Genomic DNA, 16,472 nt, shown 5'->3' on the forward strand with positions numbered 1-16,472 from the left:
CAATGAAAGTTCAGCTTATTCCATCGCTATGTGCTCTCAGCGGATTATTAATCGTCTCCATCGCATCAGCGCAGGTTGCTTATACATGGGTAGATAAAAATGGCGTGGTTCATTTTAGTGATACGCCAAACCAAGGTGCAAAAGCCATCGCGCTGCCAAACCTTGAAGCCAGCGCACCCGCTCCTAAGGTAGAAAGCACGGAATCACTCGCCCCTCAGACCAAGCCATCGAAAGAGCCACAAGACAAGCCGGAAAAGAAAACCGATAAACCTCTCCCATTAAAGCTCTCGATGCTGACTCCTCAACATAACGAAACCATCCGCAGCAACCGAGGCATCATCAATATTCAACTGGAAACCAATCGCAAGCTTGGTATCGGCGAACAGTTGCAACTGCTGCTCGACGGAAAACCTTATGGTGCGCCACAAAGCCATATGATGTGGCAGTTAAACAATATTGACCGAGGCACCCACACACTGGCCGTGCACGCGAAAAGAAGCGGCAAGCTTATTGCATCTACTAGCCCTATAACGGTGCATTTACATAGAGCAAGTGTTAAGCCGACCGTAAAAGGGGCAAAATAGAATATCTGGTGAAAAAAATAGCATCACTGCGGTGCTTTTCACTTTTTCTTCTGAGATTTATTCGCCATACTTAACGTTCAATTGCACCATTATTGTGCAACGCACAATCTTAAAGCAAAACAAGGACGTAATGTGGATACCAGTCTTCCTAGTGCCATTCTCAACAACATGGTGACAGCAACGCTGATTCTTGATGATGGATTGGCTATCCGTTATGCCAATCCGGCTGCCGAGTTGCTGTTTTCTCAAAGCGCGAAACGTATTGTTGAACAATCGCTTTCTCAATTGATTCAACATGCGTCGCTGGATCTCGCGCTGCTCACTCAACCATTGCAAAGTGGCCAAAGCATCACCGACAGTGACGTCACTTTCGTTGTTGATGGCCGCCCCTTAATGCTAGAGGTGACAGTTAGCCCAATCACTTGGCAAAAGCAGTTGATGCTTCTGGTTGAGATGCGCAAAATTGATCAACAGCGCCGACTCTCTCAAGAACTGAACCAGCACGCCCAACAACAAGCGGCGAAACTGTTAGTCCGAGGGCTTGCACATGAGATCAAAAACCCGCTAGGTGGATTACGTGGTGCAGCGCAATTGCTAGAAAAAATGCTGCCAGAGCCTTCTCTCACCGAGTATACGCACATCATTATTGAGCAAGCCGACCGTTTAAGAGCGCTCGTTGATCGATTACTCGGGCCACAAAAGCCAGGTAAGAAGACACAAGAAAACTTGCATCAAATTCTGGAAAAGGTCCGCCAGTTGGTTGAATTAGAATCGCAACGTTCAATCGTGATTGAACGCGATTACGACCCGAGCTTGCCAGAAATTTTGATGGATGCGGACCAAATCGAACAGGCGATGCTTAATATCGTCAGTAATGCGGCGCAAATTCTTAGCCATCAAGAACACGGTAAAATCACCATTCGCACCAGAACGGTGCATCAAGCTAATATTCACGGCAAACGCTGTAAACTCGCTGCGCGTGTCGAAATCACAGACAACGGCCCTGGCATTCCACCGGAATTACAAGACACGCTGTTCTATCCCATGGTCAGTGGCCGCGAGGGAGGAACTGGCTTAGGGCTGTCTATTTCACAAAATTTGATCGACCAGCACAATGGAAAAATAGACGTAGAAAGCTGGCCTGGTCACACAACATTTACTATTTATTTGCCGATCTGATTGCACTAATGGACTTCAAGTCGCATCAGTTTTTCGGTTTGCTGCAAGGATTACTACATGAGTAAAGGATATGTTTGGGTCGTTGATGACGACAGTTCCATTCGCTGGGTGATGGAGAAAACGCTCTCCTCTGCCAACATAAAATGCGAAACCTATGCCGATGGGGAAAGCGTTTTGATGGCGCTCGAACGCGAAGTACCAGATGTGCTGGTATCAGACATTCGCATGCCGGGCATTGATGGATTAGAGCTGCTAAAACAAGTACAGCGCGATTACCCAGACCTTCCCGTGATTATCATGACCGCCCACTCAGATTTGGATGCGGCAGTGAATGCGTACCAAAAAGGCGCCTTTGAATACTTACCAAAACCTTTTGATATCGATGAAACCTTAACTCTGGTTGAACGAGCGATTGCACACAGTCACGAAAATAAACGTGAGCAACTCTCTCCAGAAGACATTCCAGCGGAAACGCCAGAAATCATCGGTGAAGCGCCAGCCATGCAAGAAGTATTTCGCGCCATTGGTCGTCTTTCTCGCTCCTCAATTTCAGTATTGATTAACGGTGAATCGGGCACGGGTAAAGAGCTCGTTGCTCATGCGTTGCACCGCCATAGTCCTCGCGCCAACAAACCTTTTATTGCACTCAATATGGCGGCGATTCCCAAAGATCTGATTGAGTCAGAGTTGTTTGGTCATGAAAAAGGGGCATTTACCGGGGCGAACAATGTTCGTCAGGGTCGATTCGAACAAGCCAATGGCGGCACCCTATTTTTAGACGAAATCGGTGACATGCCGTTAGATATTCAAACCCGTTTGCTGCGTGTTCTGGCCGATGGACAGTTTTATCGAGTGGGCGGTCACTCCCCAATCAGCGTCGACGTAAGGATTGTCGCGGCAACACACCAGAATTTAGAAAAGCTGGTGCATGAAGGCGATTTCCGTGAAGATTTATTCCATCGCTTGAACGTGATTCGAGTGCAGATTCCGGCATTGCGTGAACGTAAGCAGGACATCGAAAAACTTACGCAGCATTTTCTTATCCGAGCGGCTGATGAGCTGGGGGTCGAAACCAAAACTCTGCATCCGTCGACCGTTGAAATTCTTAACCGCCTTGATTGGCCGGGCAACGTGCGTCAATTAGAGAATATTTGCCGTTGGTTAACCGTCATGGCCAGTGGTAGCGAGGTATTGCCAAACGACTTACCAAGCGAACTGCTCGAAGAGAAAAAATCCATTTCGGACTCTGAGCATGGCAGCTGGCAAGAACAATTGGCGGATTGGGCACGTCAATCACTCGCGGCAGGAGATAAAGAACTGCTTTCTTATGCTTTACCAGAATTTGAGCGCATTTTATTAGAGGCCGCTTTGGAGCACACTAAAGGTCACAAGCAAGATGCCGCTAAAGTATTAGGCTGGGGGCGAAACACGCTTACCAGAAAATTAAAAGAATTGTACTGACAATCACTTACGTGGTGCGTTAACAACGAGAGTCGTTTGTCACTCGATATTAACAAAAATATCAGTACAATTGTGGCGCACCACCATCTATGTGATTAGGCAATGTCTACTGCTACGACTCAAATTACACTGCGTACCGCTGTTCTCATTCCATTTGTCATGATCTTCTTACTGGCGATCGGTGTCATTGTCTACGTCCAAAAACAAAGCTACGAAGAAGTGGTCACAGATATCAGCGACAAACAACTTTCCGTGTTAACCGAAAGTGTCCACGACCACCTTAATAGCTATCTGCGCAAGCCGTTTACTGCAGTTATGGCTCTCGCACATAACGTCAGCTATCACAACCTTTATCACCCTCACGACACCTCAGATATTCAAAGCTACCTGCTGAGTGCATTCAAAAACCTTTACCAATCGATACCGCAGTTGGATGTCATCGCATTTGGTTCAGAAAGCGGTGACTTTGCCGGGTTCCGCCGCGAGCTTTCCGACGATTACACCTTAATGGTTCAAGATCGATATACCGATGGTGATCTGATTATTTATGGCACCAACCATGTGAGTAATAGCATTCGAACGGTTATCTCTCCATACGATCCTCGCACTCGCCCATGGTATACGCCCGTCGCAGAGACTCAAACCTCGATGTGGTCTGAGATTTATACGAATGCCGATGAACGCCAGGATATTACGCTGTCAGCCATGACACCGGTGTATAAACACGACCAATTTGCTGGCGTGTTGGTGACAGACATTCGCATCAACACATTTAACGAATTTCTACGTGAGTTAAAATACAACACCAAAGCTTCGGTCTACATCATGGACCCAGAGCATCGTTTAATCGCTCACTCAGGCCCGGGAAGCGTTATCTCATGGGGCACAAAGTTTTCTGATAAAGGGCAGCGTTTGTTTGCGGCTGAAAACGCAGATCCGATCATCAAAATCAGTGCGAGCCGCGTTCGGTCGTTTGATCTCAACAATACTAAGCAACCTTACACCTTTTCATTTGAGCATGACGGCCAACGTATTTTCAGCCGACTAACCCCATACCGAGATCAAAACGGTTTAACATGGTTTATTGGCACCTCTATATCTGAATCCGAGTTGCTGGGTACATTGCCGAAAAGCCAACAAAAGAGTTGGCTAGTCGGGTTTATCGTCAGCTTATTTGGTATCGCCATCAGTTGGATCATTTTCAACCGAGTCACCAGACCGATTAACGCGACGGCCGACGCCGCCCAACACCTTGCGAATGGCGATTGGGACAGCAGTATGCCAAAACCTGGTTATGTGTATGAGACAACGGTACTTGTGCATGCCTTTAATGAGATGACGAGTAACCTCAGAGCCTCATTTAAAGCGTTGCGTGAGCAGTTGGTTTATGACTCTCTGACACGCTTATACAGTCGTCAGGGCTTGGTCGAAATCTGTGAGAACCAATCTCACCTGTGCCACGGCAGTTTATTTTTACTTGGTATCAACAAATTTAGAGATATCAACGACAGTGTGGGTCATCATAACGGTGATCAACTGTTGGTCAGCATCGCAGAAAGGCTAAAACAAGAGTTTAGTGATCACGCGTTACTGGCTCGGATTGGCGGTGATGAGTTCGCAGTGTTTCTCTCAAACGCCGATACTGAAGCCAAAGTTAAACAAACCGAGCGTCGATTACAGCAACTCTTTTCCACCCCATTTATGGTGGAAGGTGAGAATGTAGTGATGAAGATTTCACTTGGCATTGTGCAAACCCAACCAAATGAAACCATGCCGCTGTGGCTTCGCAACGCCAGCATCGCATTAAGCTACGCCAAGCAAGACTCACTGACCGGTGTCTGTCATTACAGCCCTGAACTGGCAAGCGCTTCAAAGTTCCGCACCCAAATGCTGACTAAGATTCAAACTGGCATCGAAAACCAAGAATTTGTCCCTCATTATCAACCTATTGTGGATCTCGCTAGTGGTAATGTGTGTGGCGCAGAAGCGCTGGCGCGCTGGCACAGTGACTCAGGAATGGTGTCACCATTAGATTTTATTCCAATCGCAGAAGAAAGCGGCATGATCAAAGCCATTGGCCAACAAATTCTGTTACAAGCTTGCCGCGATACATACCAAGCCATTCAAAGTAATCAGTGGCCATCAGACTTCCAACTGCATGTGAACATCTCCGTTAATCAACTGTCCTGCCCTGATTTTGTCGATACAGTGACCAACGTATTGGATATCACAAAATTACCCGCCAGTAACCTAACACTGGAGATCACCGAGTCGCGCATTATTGATAGCGCACCAACCACACTGGAAAATATGACCAAACTGCGTGATATGGGGATTGGTATCGCGATCGATGATTTCGGTACCGGTTACTCATCACTGGGTTATCTTCACTCACTGCCATTTACTTGTTTGAAGATTGATCGCACCTTCATCAATCAACTCACGCAAGAAAACTTAGACAGTTCGGTCGTTGCTGCGGTCATCAATATCACCGCGGGCCTCAAAACCAATGTCGTCGCAGAAGGCGTAGAGGATAGCAATCAAGCACAATTACTGCGCTCTTTAGGCTGCAACCAAGTGCAAGGCTTCTATTACAGTCGTCCAATGCCGCTAGAAGAGTGGCCAACACATTTGGTTAACATGAAGTAGAAAAGAGCGAGAATCGTTGATTTCCTAGTCATCCTCTACTGACAATCTACCTAACTGTTATTTATACTTAACTGCAAATCTTACCCATGTATTGTCACAGATGATGTTTGGGCCCTGTTCCAGTTCATAACTATCCGGATCGACATAATGATAACGAAGAACCTTCCTCTTACTGATTTGCACCGCCACCTCGACGGTAACATTCGTACTAAAACGATTCTTGAGCTTGGCCAAAAATTTGGTATTGCTCTGCCAGCGTACGATATTGAGTCCCTAACTCCTCACGTTCAAATTGTCGAAGCGGAACCCTCTCTTGTTGCTTTCCTTTCTAAGCTCGACTGGGGGGTTGCGGTACTGGGCGACCTAGATGCGTGTCGTCGTGTGGCGTACGAAAACGTGGAAGACGCACTAAACGCTCGAATCGATTACGCTGAACTGCGTTTCTCACCATACTACATGGCAATGAAACACAAGTTACCAGTAGCGGGTGTTGTTGAAGCAGTCGTGGACGGTGTGCAAGCGGGTATGCGCGATTTTGGCGTGAAAGCCAACCTGATCGGCATCATGAGCCGCACATTTGGCACCGACGCGTGCCAACAAGAACTGGACGGCATTCTGAGCCAAAAAGATCACATCGTTGCGGTCGACTTGGCGGGTGACGAACTGGGCCAACCGGGTGATCGCTTTGTGTCTCACTTCAAGCAAGTACACGATGCTGGCCTTGGGGTAACGGTTCACGCTGGTGAAGCAGCAGGTGCAGAGAGCATGTGGCAAGCAATCAATGAGCTGGGCGCAACTCGTATCGGTCACGGCGTAAAAGCGATCCACGATCCAAAACTGATGGATTACCTAGCAGAAAACCGCATTGGTATTGAGTCTTGCCTAACATCAAACTACCAAACAAGCACGGTAGAAACGTTGGAAAACCACCCTCTCAAACAGTTCCTAGAGCATGGTGTTCTTGCGTGTCTGAACACTGACGATCCAGCGGTAGAAGGCATCGAGCTGCCATACGAATACGAAGTAGCGGCACCAGCAGCTGGTCTGAGCCAAGACCAGATTCGCCAAGCACAAATCAATGGTCTTGAGATTGCGTTCCTTTCAGAAGCAGAAAAAGCGGAACTGAAAGCAAAAGTAAAAGATCGCGCTTAAATCCAGCGAAAACATAAAAAAATGCCAGCATCTGCTGGCATTTTTTATATCTTGAATCGGCGTCTATGATTAGATAACACGAGAGAATTGTTGCTGACGCGCCTTCGCTCGCAGGTACTTATCGAAGCTCATACAAATATTACGGATCAGCAAACGACCTCGCAGCGTCACACGAATTTCATTGTCATCCACTTCCACCAGCTCATCGTTGATGAAGGTCTGAAGTAGCTGCAAATCTTCTTTAAAGTATTGATCAAACTTTACTTTAAACTCAGACTCGATCGCTTTCTTGTCTAGTTTAAAATTACAAATCAGCTGCTTGATCACTTCGCGACGGAGCAAATCATCAGAGTCCAGCGAAACCCCTTTCCACAGTGCGTGACGAAGTTCGTTGACTTGAGCGTAGTATTTCTTCAGCTCTTTCTGGTTTTGCGCGTATGCATCGCCGATCATCGAGATTGCAGAGACACCAAAGCCAACCAAATCACATTCACCTTGTGTGGTGTAGCCTTGGAAGTTGCGATGCAAAATACCTTCGCGCTGAGCAACGGCAAGTTCGTCATCAGGCAATGCAAAATGGTCCATACCGATGAACTGGTAGCCAGCACCAGTCAGTGTCGCGATGGTGTCTTGCAGAATCGCCATCTTCTCTTCTGCTTTAGGCAGATCTTCGTCTTTAATCTTACGCTGCGCTGCAAATAGCTGTGGCATGTGCGCGTAGTTAAATACGGACAGACGGCCCGGCTGCATTTCCAGTACTTGTTCTAACGTCTTGGCAAAAGAGACTTTGGTTTGCTTTGGCAAGCCGTAGATCAAATCTAGGTTTGTCGAACGGAAACCCAACTCTTTTGCGCGCGCAACCATCGCAAAGATGAACTCTTCATCTTGCTCACGGTTCACCAGCTTTTGCACTTCTTTGTTGAAGTCCTGAACACCGATGCTCAAGCGGTTAAAGCCTTCGCTACGCAGGTGATCCAGCATGGTGATGTGAATTTCACGCGGGTCAACTTCGATACTGATTTCAGCATCACTGCTAAAGGTAAACTCTTGGCGCAACAGGCTCATTACGCGTGTAATTTGCTTTTCAGAAAGGAACGTTGGCGTACCACCACCAAAGTGCAATTGCGTTACCGTTCTGCCCACCAATAAGGCTGCACGTTGACGAATCTCATGCTCAAGCACATCGAGGTATTCGTCCGCTTTGTGCGAGTGGCGCGTGATGACTTTATTACAACCACAGTAGTAACAAAGCTTGTGACAGAACGGAATGTGCACGTACAGCGATAATGGGCGGTCTGGGTACTGAGTGCATGCCATATCATAATCAGAAATGGTGAACGCTTCATGGAACTCCAGCGCCGTTGGGTACGACGTGTAGCGAGGACCGGAATAGTTGTACTTATCCAATACCGCTTGATCCCAGACGATTTGCTGCTTCGATTCAGTGTGTTGATTCGACATGGTGGTACTTTCCGTTAAATGCTAGGGCAACGAAAGCCGTCACCCGATATTCAGAGCCGCTATTTTGCCATACGACGATGACAAGCGTGGCAACGCCGACTGGCTTTTTAATTATAAAACTAAAGAAGTGCTAGCGTGATCACGATACCCCCAACAGTCATAAGGAAACCATTGGGGGTAACTATTAAATCATCTGAATATTGATTTGATTATTCAGTGGCTGGACGTTTTTCTGCAACACTTTGAGCTCCTCAATGATCGCATCAGTGAGGCGGCTTTCCGCTTTATGACGCGTCAAGTTCTGTTGCATACGCTCTTTCTTGGCAAGTTGTTGGCGTTCTTCACCACGCGCCATATCTTTCACGATATGGTAAAGCTCAGAAATTGCAGGGTACGTTTTATCAAAATCGACACGGTCTTCACCTTGTACATAATCCATGATGTTATACACACGAATACTGATTTCAGATAAATCGCATTGGCCTTGAATACCCGCCTGACACAAGGTATGCACATTCTCAAAAATGTTGGCGTTACGTTTATCTATCGCCAATTTTTGATGCTTTAGCTGCAATTCCTTTTGCTTTTTCAATTGAAGCAGAAGGTAACCTGCATAAGAAGCAAGTGCGATGATAATCACAACACCAGCAATAGCTAATAAGGTTACATTCATAGCTTAATTATCCTTTGTAGTCGTCGAAGTTAATGTCGTCGAAATCTGCCAGCAAGTCATCATCATTGCGCGTGCTTTTCTCAGCAGGAGCAGTGAAGTCTTCCTCTTCTTCAGGTTCCAACAAACCTAGTTGGTCCATTAGCTTCTCAATGCGGTCGAGCTTCTCATCGACGTATTTCTGTAGACCTGTGCCTAGGTTTTCACCCGCTTCAATACGGTCTAGCAACACGTTCAATTGCGCGTCATTTTCTAGCATCTCTAGTTCTTGCTCTGCCGACAAACGACGCTCTTGCTTCGTCATTTTCTTCGCAGGCTCAACAACCAGAGGAATTTTCTTTTTACTGCCTAAACGCGGGTCGCGGTTTTGTGCAGCAGCTTGCTTTTTCTGCTCGTTAACTTCTGAGTTACGGTTACCCGTTTTCAAGCCTTTGCGCTTTTTAGCACGCTTGCGTAGGCGGCCTTCCACATCAGATTCTGTACGGTTACGAGTTACAACAAACTCAGGTGCGCCAGCGGCACCTGGCTTTCTAGATTTTTTACTACGGCTCATTACTGGGGTTTCCTCAGTAAAATTACATCATTACCAATAAATTCGAGTTCGAGCTTATCCCGCTCTGCTAGGAACTGGAACGTGTCACGACTAAAGAACACTACATGAGTGAGATCGTTCTTATAATGCCATGATTTGAAAGCCTCCACGTCGATGACCATTTTCGTCATCAGGCCTATCCAGCCCCCTGGCTTAACTAAATTCAACCATTGCTTCCACACCAAATCTGGGTGGTAGAGGTGCTCTATCACCTCTGTTGCTGTCATGAAGTCATACGTTTTTTCTAAAACCGACGTATCAGGGTGGTAGTAGAGGTCGTACAACGCCATGTTGTGCCCCGCCTCTTCCAGCATTAAGGAGAGCGTTGGGCCAGGACCACAACCAAAGTCGATACCATTTGATTGTGGAGAAATTCGCTCTGTGATCGGGTCAGCAATACGCGACAAAAAGCCTCGGTAACCTAAATCTTCAGGGTTGTTCTCATGCAAATCATAGTGAGCTTTTTCGGTTTCCGCATCCAAACGTTGGTCTGGATTCACAAACACCAAACTGCACTGCTCACATTGAAGATATTCACGTCGCTTATCTTCAAAATAGTGGTGAGTACGCTGATTTTGGCATAAAGGACAGGTATGCATGCTGACTTCCTCAAACAGGGATGCGAAACATACCAGAAAGTGAACTCAGATTGGAGTGTTACTGAGCATTTTTTCAGCAATTTTTGTTAAAAAACTTTGTTTACAACCCATCGAAGTAAATAAGTGCAGTAATCGTAATTCAGATTGCGACTTACCAAAGGAAAAGAATATAAAAAAAGCGACAGTCAGACTGTCGCTTTCTAAGTGCCATCAAGTGGCGAAACTGTGTTGCACGCATTTGGTGCATCAATGTTCCCTTTGTTTTTCGAGCTTTCCCTGCCAAAAAGAGTTGTTTTTCATCTTCCTGATGAGTTTTGGCTATCCGTTTACTTCCTGTCTACTGAGCAACTTCCTGTGCCTGATCCGTTTCACTGTCTTAACCGTCAGACGAGATGACCATCCTTATCTGATAGGCTCCCTACCTATCTAAATCCCTTTCTAAATCACCAAGCATCCGAGCTACATCCTTGGAGACCTAAACCGTGGTCTTAAATCCTTACATTCACCCCCTGTGAACAACTTCTACTTTACGCCATCCCGCTATGCTCACAAGTAATGGGTTGAAAAAATAATCCGCCTATTTTTCTAAAACATCAAAATTATCATTTAATCAAAAACTTAAAAACACCAACAAGAAAAAGCCAACATCAAGTATGGCAAATGTCTCACAAACTACCGAGCTAACTATCGCTTTCGAACTCAAAGTCGACTGTGATATTTGTCACGAACAAAAATGCCCTAGCGAATTCACTAGGGCATTTTTGTATAAGTTGCTCGAACGATGTAGGGACATCTACCCAATAAACTCAAGATGCAGGATCTTGAGCGATTTAGGTATATTAGTGCAGACCGCCAACGTATTTAGACAGCACTTCGATATCTTCGTCTGTCATTTTCTTCGCGATGTCGCGCATCATGGCATTCATATCATTACCACGGTCGCCATCACGGAATTTTTCTAGCTGAGCTTTGATGTAGTCAGCATGCTGACCAGAAATTTTAGGGAAACCTGAAAGCTCTGTACCATTGCCACGAGGACCATGACATGCAATACATGCGGTTAGGCCACGCTCGGCATCACCAGCGGTATAAAGCGTTTTGCCTTTTGCTACCACATCTTCAGGTGTTGAGTTTTCTGAAACTGGTAGCGAAGCGTAGTAAGCAGATAGGTCTGCGATATCTTCATCGCTCAGTGGCATTGCCATACCACTCATTACAGGATCGTAACGACCTTGTTTACCACCACTTGTCATGCCTAGCTTAAGTTCTTTTAACTGCTTCTCAAGATACTTAGCGTGTTGGCCTGCGAGTTTCGGGTACGTTGTTATTGCACTGTTGCCATCTGCTCCGTGACAGGCGACACAGGTTTGTGATTTTGCTTTACCAGCCTCAATATTACCTTGGGCCCATACTGAGCAACTGGCTAAAAGACTCAAAATTAGCGCTAATTTCTTCATGACATTCCATTATAATTATCAAGCTTCCAGTACCACGGAATGTGAACATACCGCGTACACTCATGGTACAATAGGCGACCTTATGCCGAGCACGGTTATTTTACACATTTTCACAAAAAAGTAATCAATCGACTACACAAAGTCGAGATGGAGTTAACAGTGAGCGTAAAAATTCATTACCAAAATACGCATTTCATCACCAGCGCACCCGATATTCGTCACCTACCGGAAGACGAAGGTGTCGAAATTGCGTTTGCAGGACGCTCAAACGCTGGTAAATCGAGTGCACTTAACCGTCTAACTAATCAAAAAAGCTTAGCCAAGACATCAAAGACACCTGGTCGTACGCAATTAATCAACCTTTTCAAAGTAGAAGAAGGTTGTCACATTGTCGATCTACCTGGATACGGTTTTGCTCAAGTACCGGTAGAGATGAAAAACAAATGGCAGAAATCTTTAGGTGAATACTTACAGAAACGCGAGTGCCTAAAAGGCTTAGTGGTTCTGATGGACATTCGTCATCCAATGAAAGATCTCGACCAGCAAATGATTTTCTGGGCCATCGACAGCCACATTCCTGTGCAAGTTTTGCTAACCAAAGCAGATAAACTAAAAAGTGGCGCACGCAAACAAACCCTGCTGAAAGTTCGCAAACAGGTGGAAACTTTCGGTGGCGACGTTTCCGTTGATGTGTTCTCTTCCCTTAAAGGATTAGGCGTTGATCAGCTGCGTGCAAAACTGGATACCTGGTTTGCACCGGCGCTCGCACACCTGATAGAAGAAGGCGAACTGGATACCCCAGCAAGCGACGAAGAATAATTAACAATATTTGTTAAATTTTTTCGACACGGCCCTACCATTTGGTGGGGCTTTTGTTTATCTGAGCTAAATAACAGGCAATAAAAATCCCCACCTTCCTGGCAGGGATAACGGGAGAGAAAAATTGGTAATTATTGTTATGTGACGAAGCATTGCTGAACTATCGGATGATTTCAATAGCTTAAAAAGCCGCCTAACTTTAGCTTTCGCTTAATTAACTCACAACCATAACCAATAAAGAAAATACAATTCAACAAGTTAAACAGAAACCTACCCACTTCCACGTCAACTTAGTTTCCTTCAAGAAAAAATCATAGTGTGATTGGCATAAATTTACAGACTGAATAGTTTGCGAGTTTTTGAAGAAAATTGGAGTGTAGACAATAGGTTAAAGGTGGGAGAAATATAAAGACAAGTCGTTACCAACCCAACACATTGAACAAAAAGAAAAATTTTCTTTCGCCCAATAAAAAACGCCCCAGTCAAAAGCTGACTGGGGCGGCTGAATCAGCCTAATCCAATAACGTGAAACAAAAGGTCTGAAAGATAGAACATCTTACCTCTGTACCCTACGAGTATTAATGTACAACAATTGGTCAGAATTGCAAAGAATTTTTGTAGTTTTTTTTCATGAAATTTTTATTAAGCAACATCAAAGTTAACTTTGCGCTAGCTTTTTTAATCGCAAAAAAAAGCCAGCGTTTGTGCGCTGGCTCATAATTAATTGGTTATTTTGGTCTAAAAGTGACTAATGAGCTTGATCCCAGTTGTCACCGTGCCCTGCTTCTGCAACCAACGGTACTTTTAGCTCTGCTGCAGATTCCATCAATTTCTGTACTTTACTTTCAATTTCGGACAATGATGACTCTTCAACTTCAAAGACCAATTCATCGTGTACTTGCATTAACAACTTCACACGGCCATTGCCTTCTTCCTGAATCCACTGATCAACCAACAGCATCGCTTTCTTAATGATGTCCGCAGCTGTACCTTGCATCGGTGCGTTGATTGCCGCACGTTCAGCAGCTTTACGACGCATACCGTTGCGCGATTTGATTTCTGGTAAATGCAAACGTCGACCAAAAATCGTTTCAACATAGCCCTTATCTGCAGCCGTGCTGCGCGTGTCTTCCATGTACTGCATAACGCCAGGGTAACGCTCAAAGTATTTATCCATGTAGGCTTGTGCTTCGCCGCGAGGGATACCAAGCTGCTTCGCCAAACCAAATGCACTCATGCCATAGATAAGCCCGAAGTTAACGGCTTTAGCACGGCGACGCTGCTCACTGGATACTTGTTCAATATCCAGACCCATAATTTCTGCCGCAGTTGCCGCGTGAATGTCTTTACCATCACGGAAGGCATCCAATAACGCTTGATCGCCAGAAAGGTGCGCCATGATGCGCAGTTCGATTTGCGAGTAGTCGACCGCTAAGATTTTATGGCCAGCTGGTGCGACAAACGCTTGGCGAATACGACGGCCGGCTTCGTTACGAATTGGAATGTTCTGTAAGTTCGGATCGGTAGAAGATAGACGACCTGTTGCGGTTACCGCTTGATGGTAAGAAGTATGCACACGCCCTGTTGTTGGGTTGATCATCTTCGGCAGCTTATCCGTGTACGTCGATTTAAGCTTCGCCAAACCGCGATATTCCAAAATCAATTTTGGCAGTGGGTAATCTAAGGCAAGCTCTTGCAGAACTTCTTCATTCGTCGATGGTGTACCTGATGGCGTTTTCTTCACCACCGGTAAACCCATTTTTTCAAATAGGATGGCTTGTAATTGCTTTGGCGAGTTCATGTTGAACTCTTGCTCTGCAATTTCATACGCTTTCTTTTCAAGCTCATCAAGGCGAGCGGTAATCTCGACCGACTGCGCACTCAGCTTCATTTCGTCAATAAAGACCCCGGTGCGTTCAATGCGCGAAAGAACTGGCACCAACGGCATTTCAATCTCTTCGTACACTGTCTTCAGGCTTTCATCCTGCTCGATATTCGCAAACAAGCGATTGTGCAGACGAAGGGTCACATCCGCATCTTCTGCCGCGTATGGCGATGCTTGTTCCAACTCGATTTGGTTAAACGTAAGCTGATTTTTGCCTTTACCTGCAATTTGCTCAAAAGAAATGCAACTATGTTGTAGGAAGCGAAGCGCCAAGCTGTCCATATCGTGTTTACCGCCGACACTGTTGTAAATGTACGATTCCAACATCGTGTCGTGCTTGATACCTTTTAGCTCAATGTCATAACGAGCCAATACAGACGCATCATACTTTAAGTTTTGACCAACTTTTGCTTTCGCTGCATCTTCAAGAATTGGCTTAAGCTGTTCTAGAACCCAATCACGATCAAGCTGTTCAGGTGCATCTAGGTAGTCATGTGCAACAGGCACATAAGCGGCAATACCTTCATCGACAGCGAATGACAAACCAACTAAGTTCGCTAGCATGTAATCTAGGTTGTCGGTTTCCGTATCAAACGCAAACAACTCGGCCGTTTGAAGTTTATCTAGCCACGCATTGAAGGTTTCTTCATCCAGAATCGTTTCATATTGGCTGCGGTCGATTGTCACTGCGGAAGTTTCCATCTCGGCATGAGAAGCAGAGGCTTGAGCAGAGCCAGCAAGCTCAACAGCTTCTACCGACCCAGAACCGCCTTCAAGTAGTTCGTTCAACCAAGATTTAAACGTCAGTTGGCCATACAGCTTCACTAGTTCGTCTTTATTTGGTTCCGCTTTCAGCAGTGATTCTGGCGTTTCTTCAAGTTCAACATCCAATTTAATGGTCGCGAGCTCGTACGACAGCATGGCATTTTCTTTGTTATCGATGAGCTTCTTCGCCATGGTTTTAGAACCACGGAAACCGAGCGCAGCAATGTCATCGAGATTTTCATACAGCTTAGTCAGACCGCCAATACCTTGCAGTAGTGCGGTCGCTGTTTTATCACCCACGCCTGGCACACCAGGGATGTTATCTACTTTATCGCCCATCAGCGCTAGGTAGTCGATGATTAACTCAGGTGGAATGCCAAACTTTTCAACCACACCTTCACGATCCATCACGACGTTCGTCATGGTGTTGATCAGGGTAATATTATCATCCACCAACTGCGCCATGTCTTTATCACCAGTACTGATCAATACAGGCATGCCCTTTTGTGATGCTTGATGCGCCAACGTACCAATGACGTCATCCGCTTCGACACCAGGAACGCAGATTAGTGGTAAACCCATCGCGCGAATAACATTGTGCAATGGTTCAATTTGGCAACGCAGATCATCCGGCATTGGCGGACGATTAGCTTTGTATTCTGCATACATATCATCACGGAAGGTTTTTCCCTTCGCATCGAAAACCACCGCGATGCGCTCAGACGCAAACTGACGCATCATGCTGCGTAACATGTTCACGACACCGTAAACGGCATTAGTTGGAATTTCACCATTACTCATGGTGCCCGGGTAGGCGTGAAAAGCGCGATATAGGTAAGAAGAGCCGTCGATAAGGATCAACGGATTTTCAGGAATACTTGCCATAATTGTCTGTATCCAATTCAGTACTTGAGAGATCTGCCTAGGATGCCATGACTGCTGATCCGAATCTATCTTGTTCGCTCGATCTAGGTCGCGTAAATTTTTCGATTTTATTCACGAAGATAACCTCACCCTGTGGATAACTCTGTTTATAGAAATTATCCACTGGTTATCCAATGATAGAAAACACAAAAAACACACATGGTAACTTATTGTTTTTAAATATTTATTTTATAAAACGGCGAGAAGATCAACGATCCTTAAATGATCATCGTGTGTGGAAAAAATACGAATAGTGACGTCAAATAGAAATCGTA

Annotated in this window: 12 protein-coding genes; 6 read left to right on the plus strand and 6 right to left on the minus strand. The window is 45.6% G+C overall.

Annotation, left to right across the window (positions count from 1 at the left end; genetic code table 11):
* Positions 1-2 precede the first annotated feature (2 nt).
* From FKN16_RS08520 to add, 5 genes are all read left to right on the plus strand, one after another.
* Positions 3-584: a DUF4124 domain-containing protein gene (locus FKN16_RS08520; protein ID WP_012841225.1), complete on the plus strand. Its 582-nt coding sequence runs from the start codon at positions 3-5 to the stop codon at positions 582-584.
* Between the two features lie 132 nt (positions 585-716).
* On the plus strand, positions 717-1,763 hold the full coding sequence (glnL, locus tag FKN16_RS08525; protein ID WP_005395035.1) for a nitrogen regulation protein NR(II): 1,047 nt from the start codon (positions 717-719) through the stop codon (positions 1,761-1,763).
* 57 nt (positions 1,764-1,820) lie between these two features.
* On the plus strand, positions 1,821-3,224 hold the full coding sequence (glnG, locus tag FKN16_RS08530; protein ID WP_005395036.1) for a nitrogen regulation protein NR(I): 1,404 nt from the start codon (positions 1,821-1,823) through the stop codon (positions 3,222-3,224).
* Positions 3,225-3,326: 102 nt separating this feature from the next.
* Entirely contained in the window at positions 3,327-5,873 is a 2,547-nt protein-coding gene (locus FKN16_RS08535) for an EAL domain-containing protein (protein ID WP_046874155.1), read from the plus strand.
* Between the two features lie 147 nt (positions 5,874-6,020).
* Positions 6,021-7,025, plus strand: a complete 1,005-nt coding sequence (gene add / locus FKN16_RS08540; RefSeq protein WP_170902477.1) for an adenosine deaminase — start codon at positions 6,021-6,023, stop codon at positions 7,023-7,025.
* Between the two features lie 69 nt (positions 7,026-7,094).
* On the opposite strand, the gene hemN is transcribed toward add, so the two are convergent.
* From hemN to FKN16_RS08565, 5 genes are all read right to left on the minus strand, one after another.
* Positions 7,095-8,486 (minus strand): oxygen-independent coproporphyrinogen III oxidase, encoded by a 1,392-nt coding sequence (gene hemN, locus FKN16_RS08545; RefSeq protein ID WP_170902478.1) that lies wholly within the window; start codon positions 8,484-8,486, stop codon positions 7,095-7,097.
* 184 nt (positions 8,487-8,670) lie between these two features.
* Positions 8,671-9,159, minus strand: a complete 489-nt coding sequence (locus FKN16_RS08550) for a DUF2489 domain-containing protein (RefSeq protein ID WP_005379254.1) — start codon at positions 9,157-9,159, stop codon at positions 8,671-8,673.
* 7 nt (positions 9,160-9,166) lie between these two features.
* Complete coding sequence (gene yihI, locus FKN16_RS08555) at positions 9,167-9,709, minus strand: Der GTPase-activating protein YihI (RefSeq protein WP_005394455.1); 543 nt, start codon at positions 9,707-9,709, stop codon at positions 9,167-9,169.
* Positions 9,709-10,347, minus strand: coding sequence for a class I SAM-dependent methyltransferase (locus FKN16_RS08560; protein ID WP_170902479.1), 639 nt, complete (start codon positions 10,345-10,347; stop codon positions 9,709-9,711). Before FKN16_RS08560 ends, yihI begins: the two co-directional genes overlap by 1 nt.
* Positions 10,348-11,186: 839 nt before the next feature.
* The gene (locus FKN16_RS08565; RefSeq protein WP_005379248.1) at positions 11,187-11,804 is read right to left on the minus strand and encodes a c-type cytochrome; all 618 of its coding nucleotides are present in this window, start codon (positions 11,802-11,804) and stop codon (positions 11,187-11,189) included.
* Positions 11,805-11,963: 159 nt separating this feature from the next.
* On the opposite strand from FKN16_RS08565, the gene yihA reads away from it, so the two are divergent.
* Positions 11,964-12,623: a ribosome biogenesis GTP-binding protein YihA/YsxC gene (yihA, locus tag FKN16_RS08570; RefSeq protein ID WP_005394452.1), complete on the plus strand. Its 660-nt coding sequence runs from the start codon at positions 11,964-11,966 to the stop codon at positions 12,621-12,623.
* Positions 12,624-13,371: 748 nt separating this feature from the next.
* Here yihA and polA read toward each other — a convergent pair.
* A complete protein-coding gene (gene polA / locus FKN16_RS08575) occupies positions 13,372-16,158 on the minus strand; it encodes a DNA polymerase I (RefSeq protein ID WP_048624601.1) in 2,787 nt (928 codons plus the stop codon).
* Between the last annotated feature and the right edge of the window lie 314 nt (positions 16,159-16,472).

The sequence above is a fragment of the Vibrio sp. 11-4(1) genome (assembly GCF_013048625.1).
Lineage (GTDB): Bacteria > Pseudomonadota > Gammaproteobacteria > Enterobacterales > Vibrionaceae > Vibrio > Vibrio diabolicus.

What these genes read in the sequence shown, in the direction of transcription:
- add (WP_170902477.1), top strand. Translation starts at nt 6,021, where the DNA reads ATGATAACGAAGAACCTTCCTCTTACTGATTTGCACCGCCACCTCGAC.
- glnG (WP_005395036.1), top strand. Translation starts at nt 1,821, where the DNA reads ATGAGTAAAGGATATGTTTGGGTCGTTGATGACGACAGTTCCATTCGC.
- FKN16_RS08565 (WP_005379248.1), bottom strand. Translation starts at nt 11,804, where the DNA reads ATGAAGAAATTAGCGCTAATTTTGAGTCTTTTAGCCAGTTGCTCAGTA.
- FKN16_RS08560 (WP_170902479.1), bottom strand. Translation starts at nt 10,347, where the DNA reads ATGCATACCTGTCCTTTATGCCAAAATCAGCGTACTCACCACTATTTT.
- FKN16_RS08535 (WP_046874155.1), top strand. Translation starts at nt 3,327, where the DNA reads ATGTCTACTGCTACGACTCAAATTACACTGCGTACCGCTGTTCTCATT.
- yihI (WP_005394455.1), bottom strand. Translation starts at nt 9,709, where the DNA reads ATGAGCCGTAGTAAAAAATCTAGAAAGCCAGGTGCCGCTGGCGCACCT.
- polA (WP_048624601.1), bottom strand. Translation starts at nt 16,158, where the DNA reads ATGGCAAGTATTCCTGAAAATCCGTTGATCCTTATCGACGGCTCTTCT.
- hemN (WP_170902478.1), bottom strand. Translation starts at nt 8,486, where the DNA reads ATGTCGAATCAACACACTGAATCGAAGCAGCAAATCGTCTGGGATCAA.
- FKN16_RS08520 (WP_012841225.1), top strand. Translation starts at nt 3, where the DNA reads ATGAAAGTTCAGCTTATTCCATCGCTATGTGCTCTCAGCGGATTATTA.
- FKN16_RS08550 (WP_005379254.1), bottom strand. Translation starts at nt 9,159, where the DNA reads ATGAATGTAACCTTATTAGCTATTGCTGGTGTTGTGATTATCATCGCA.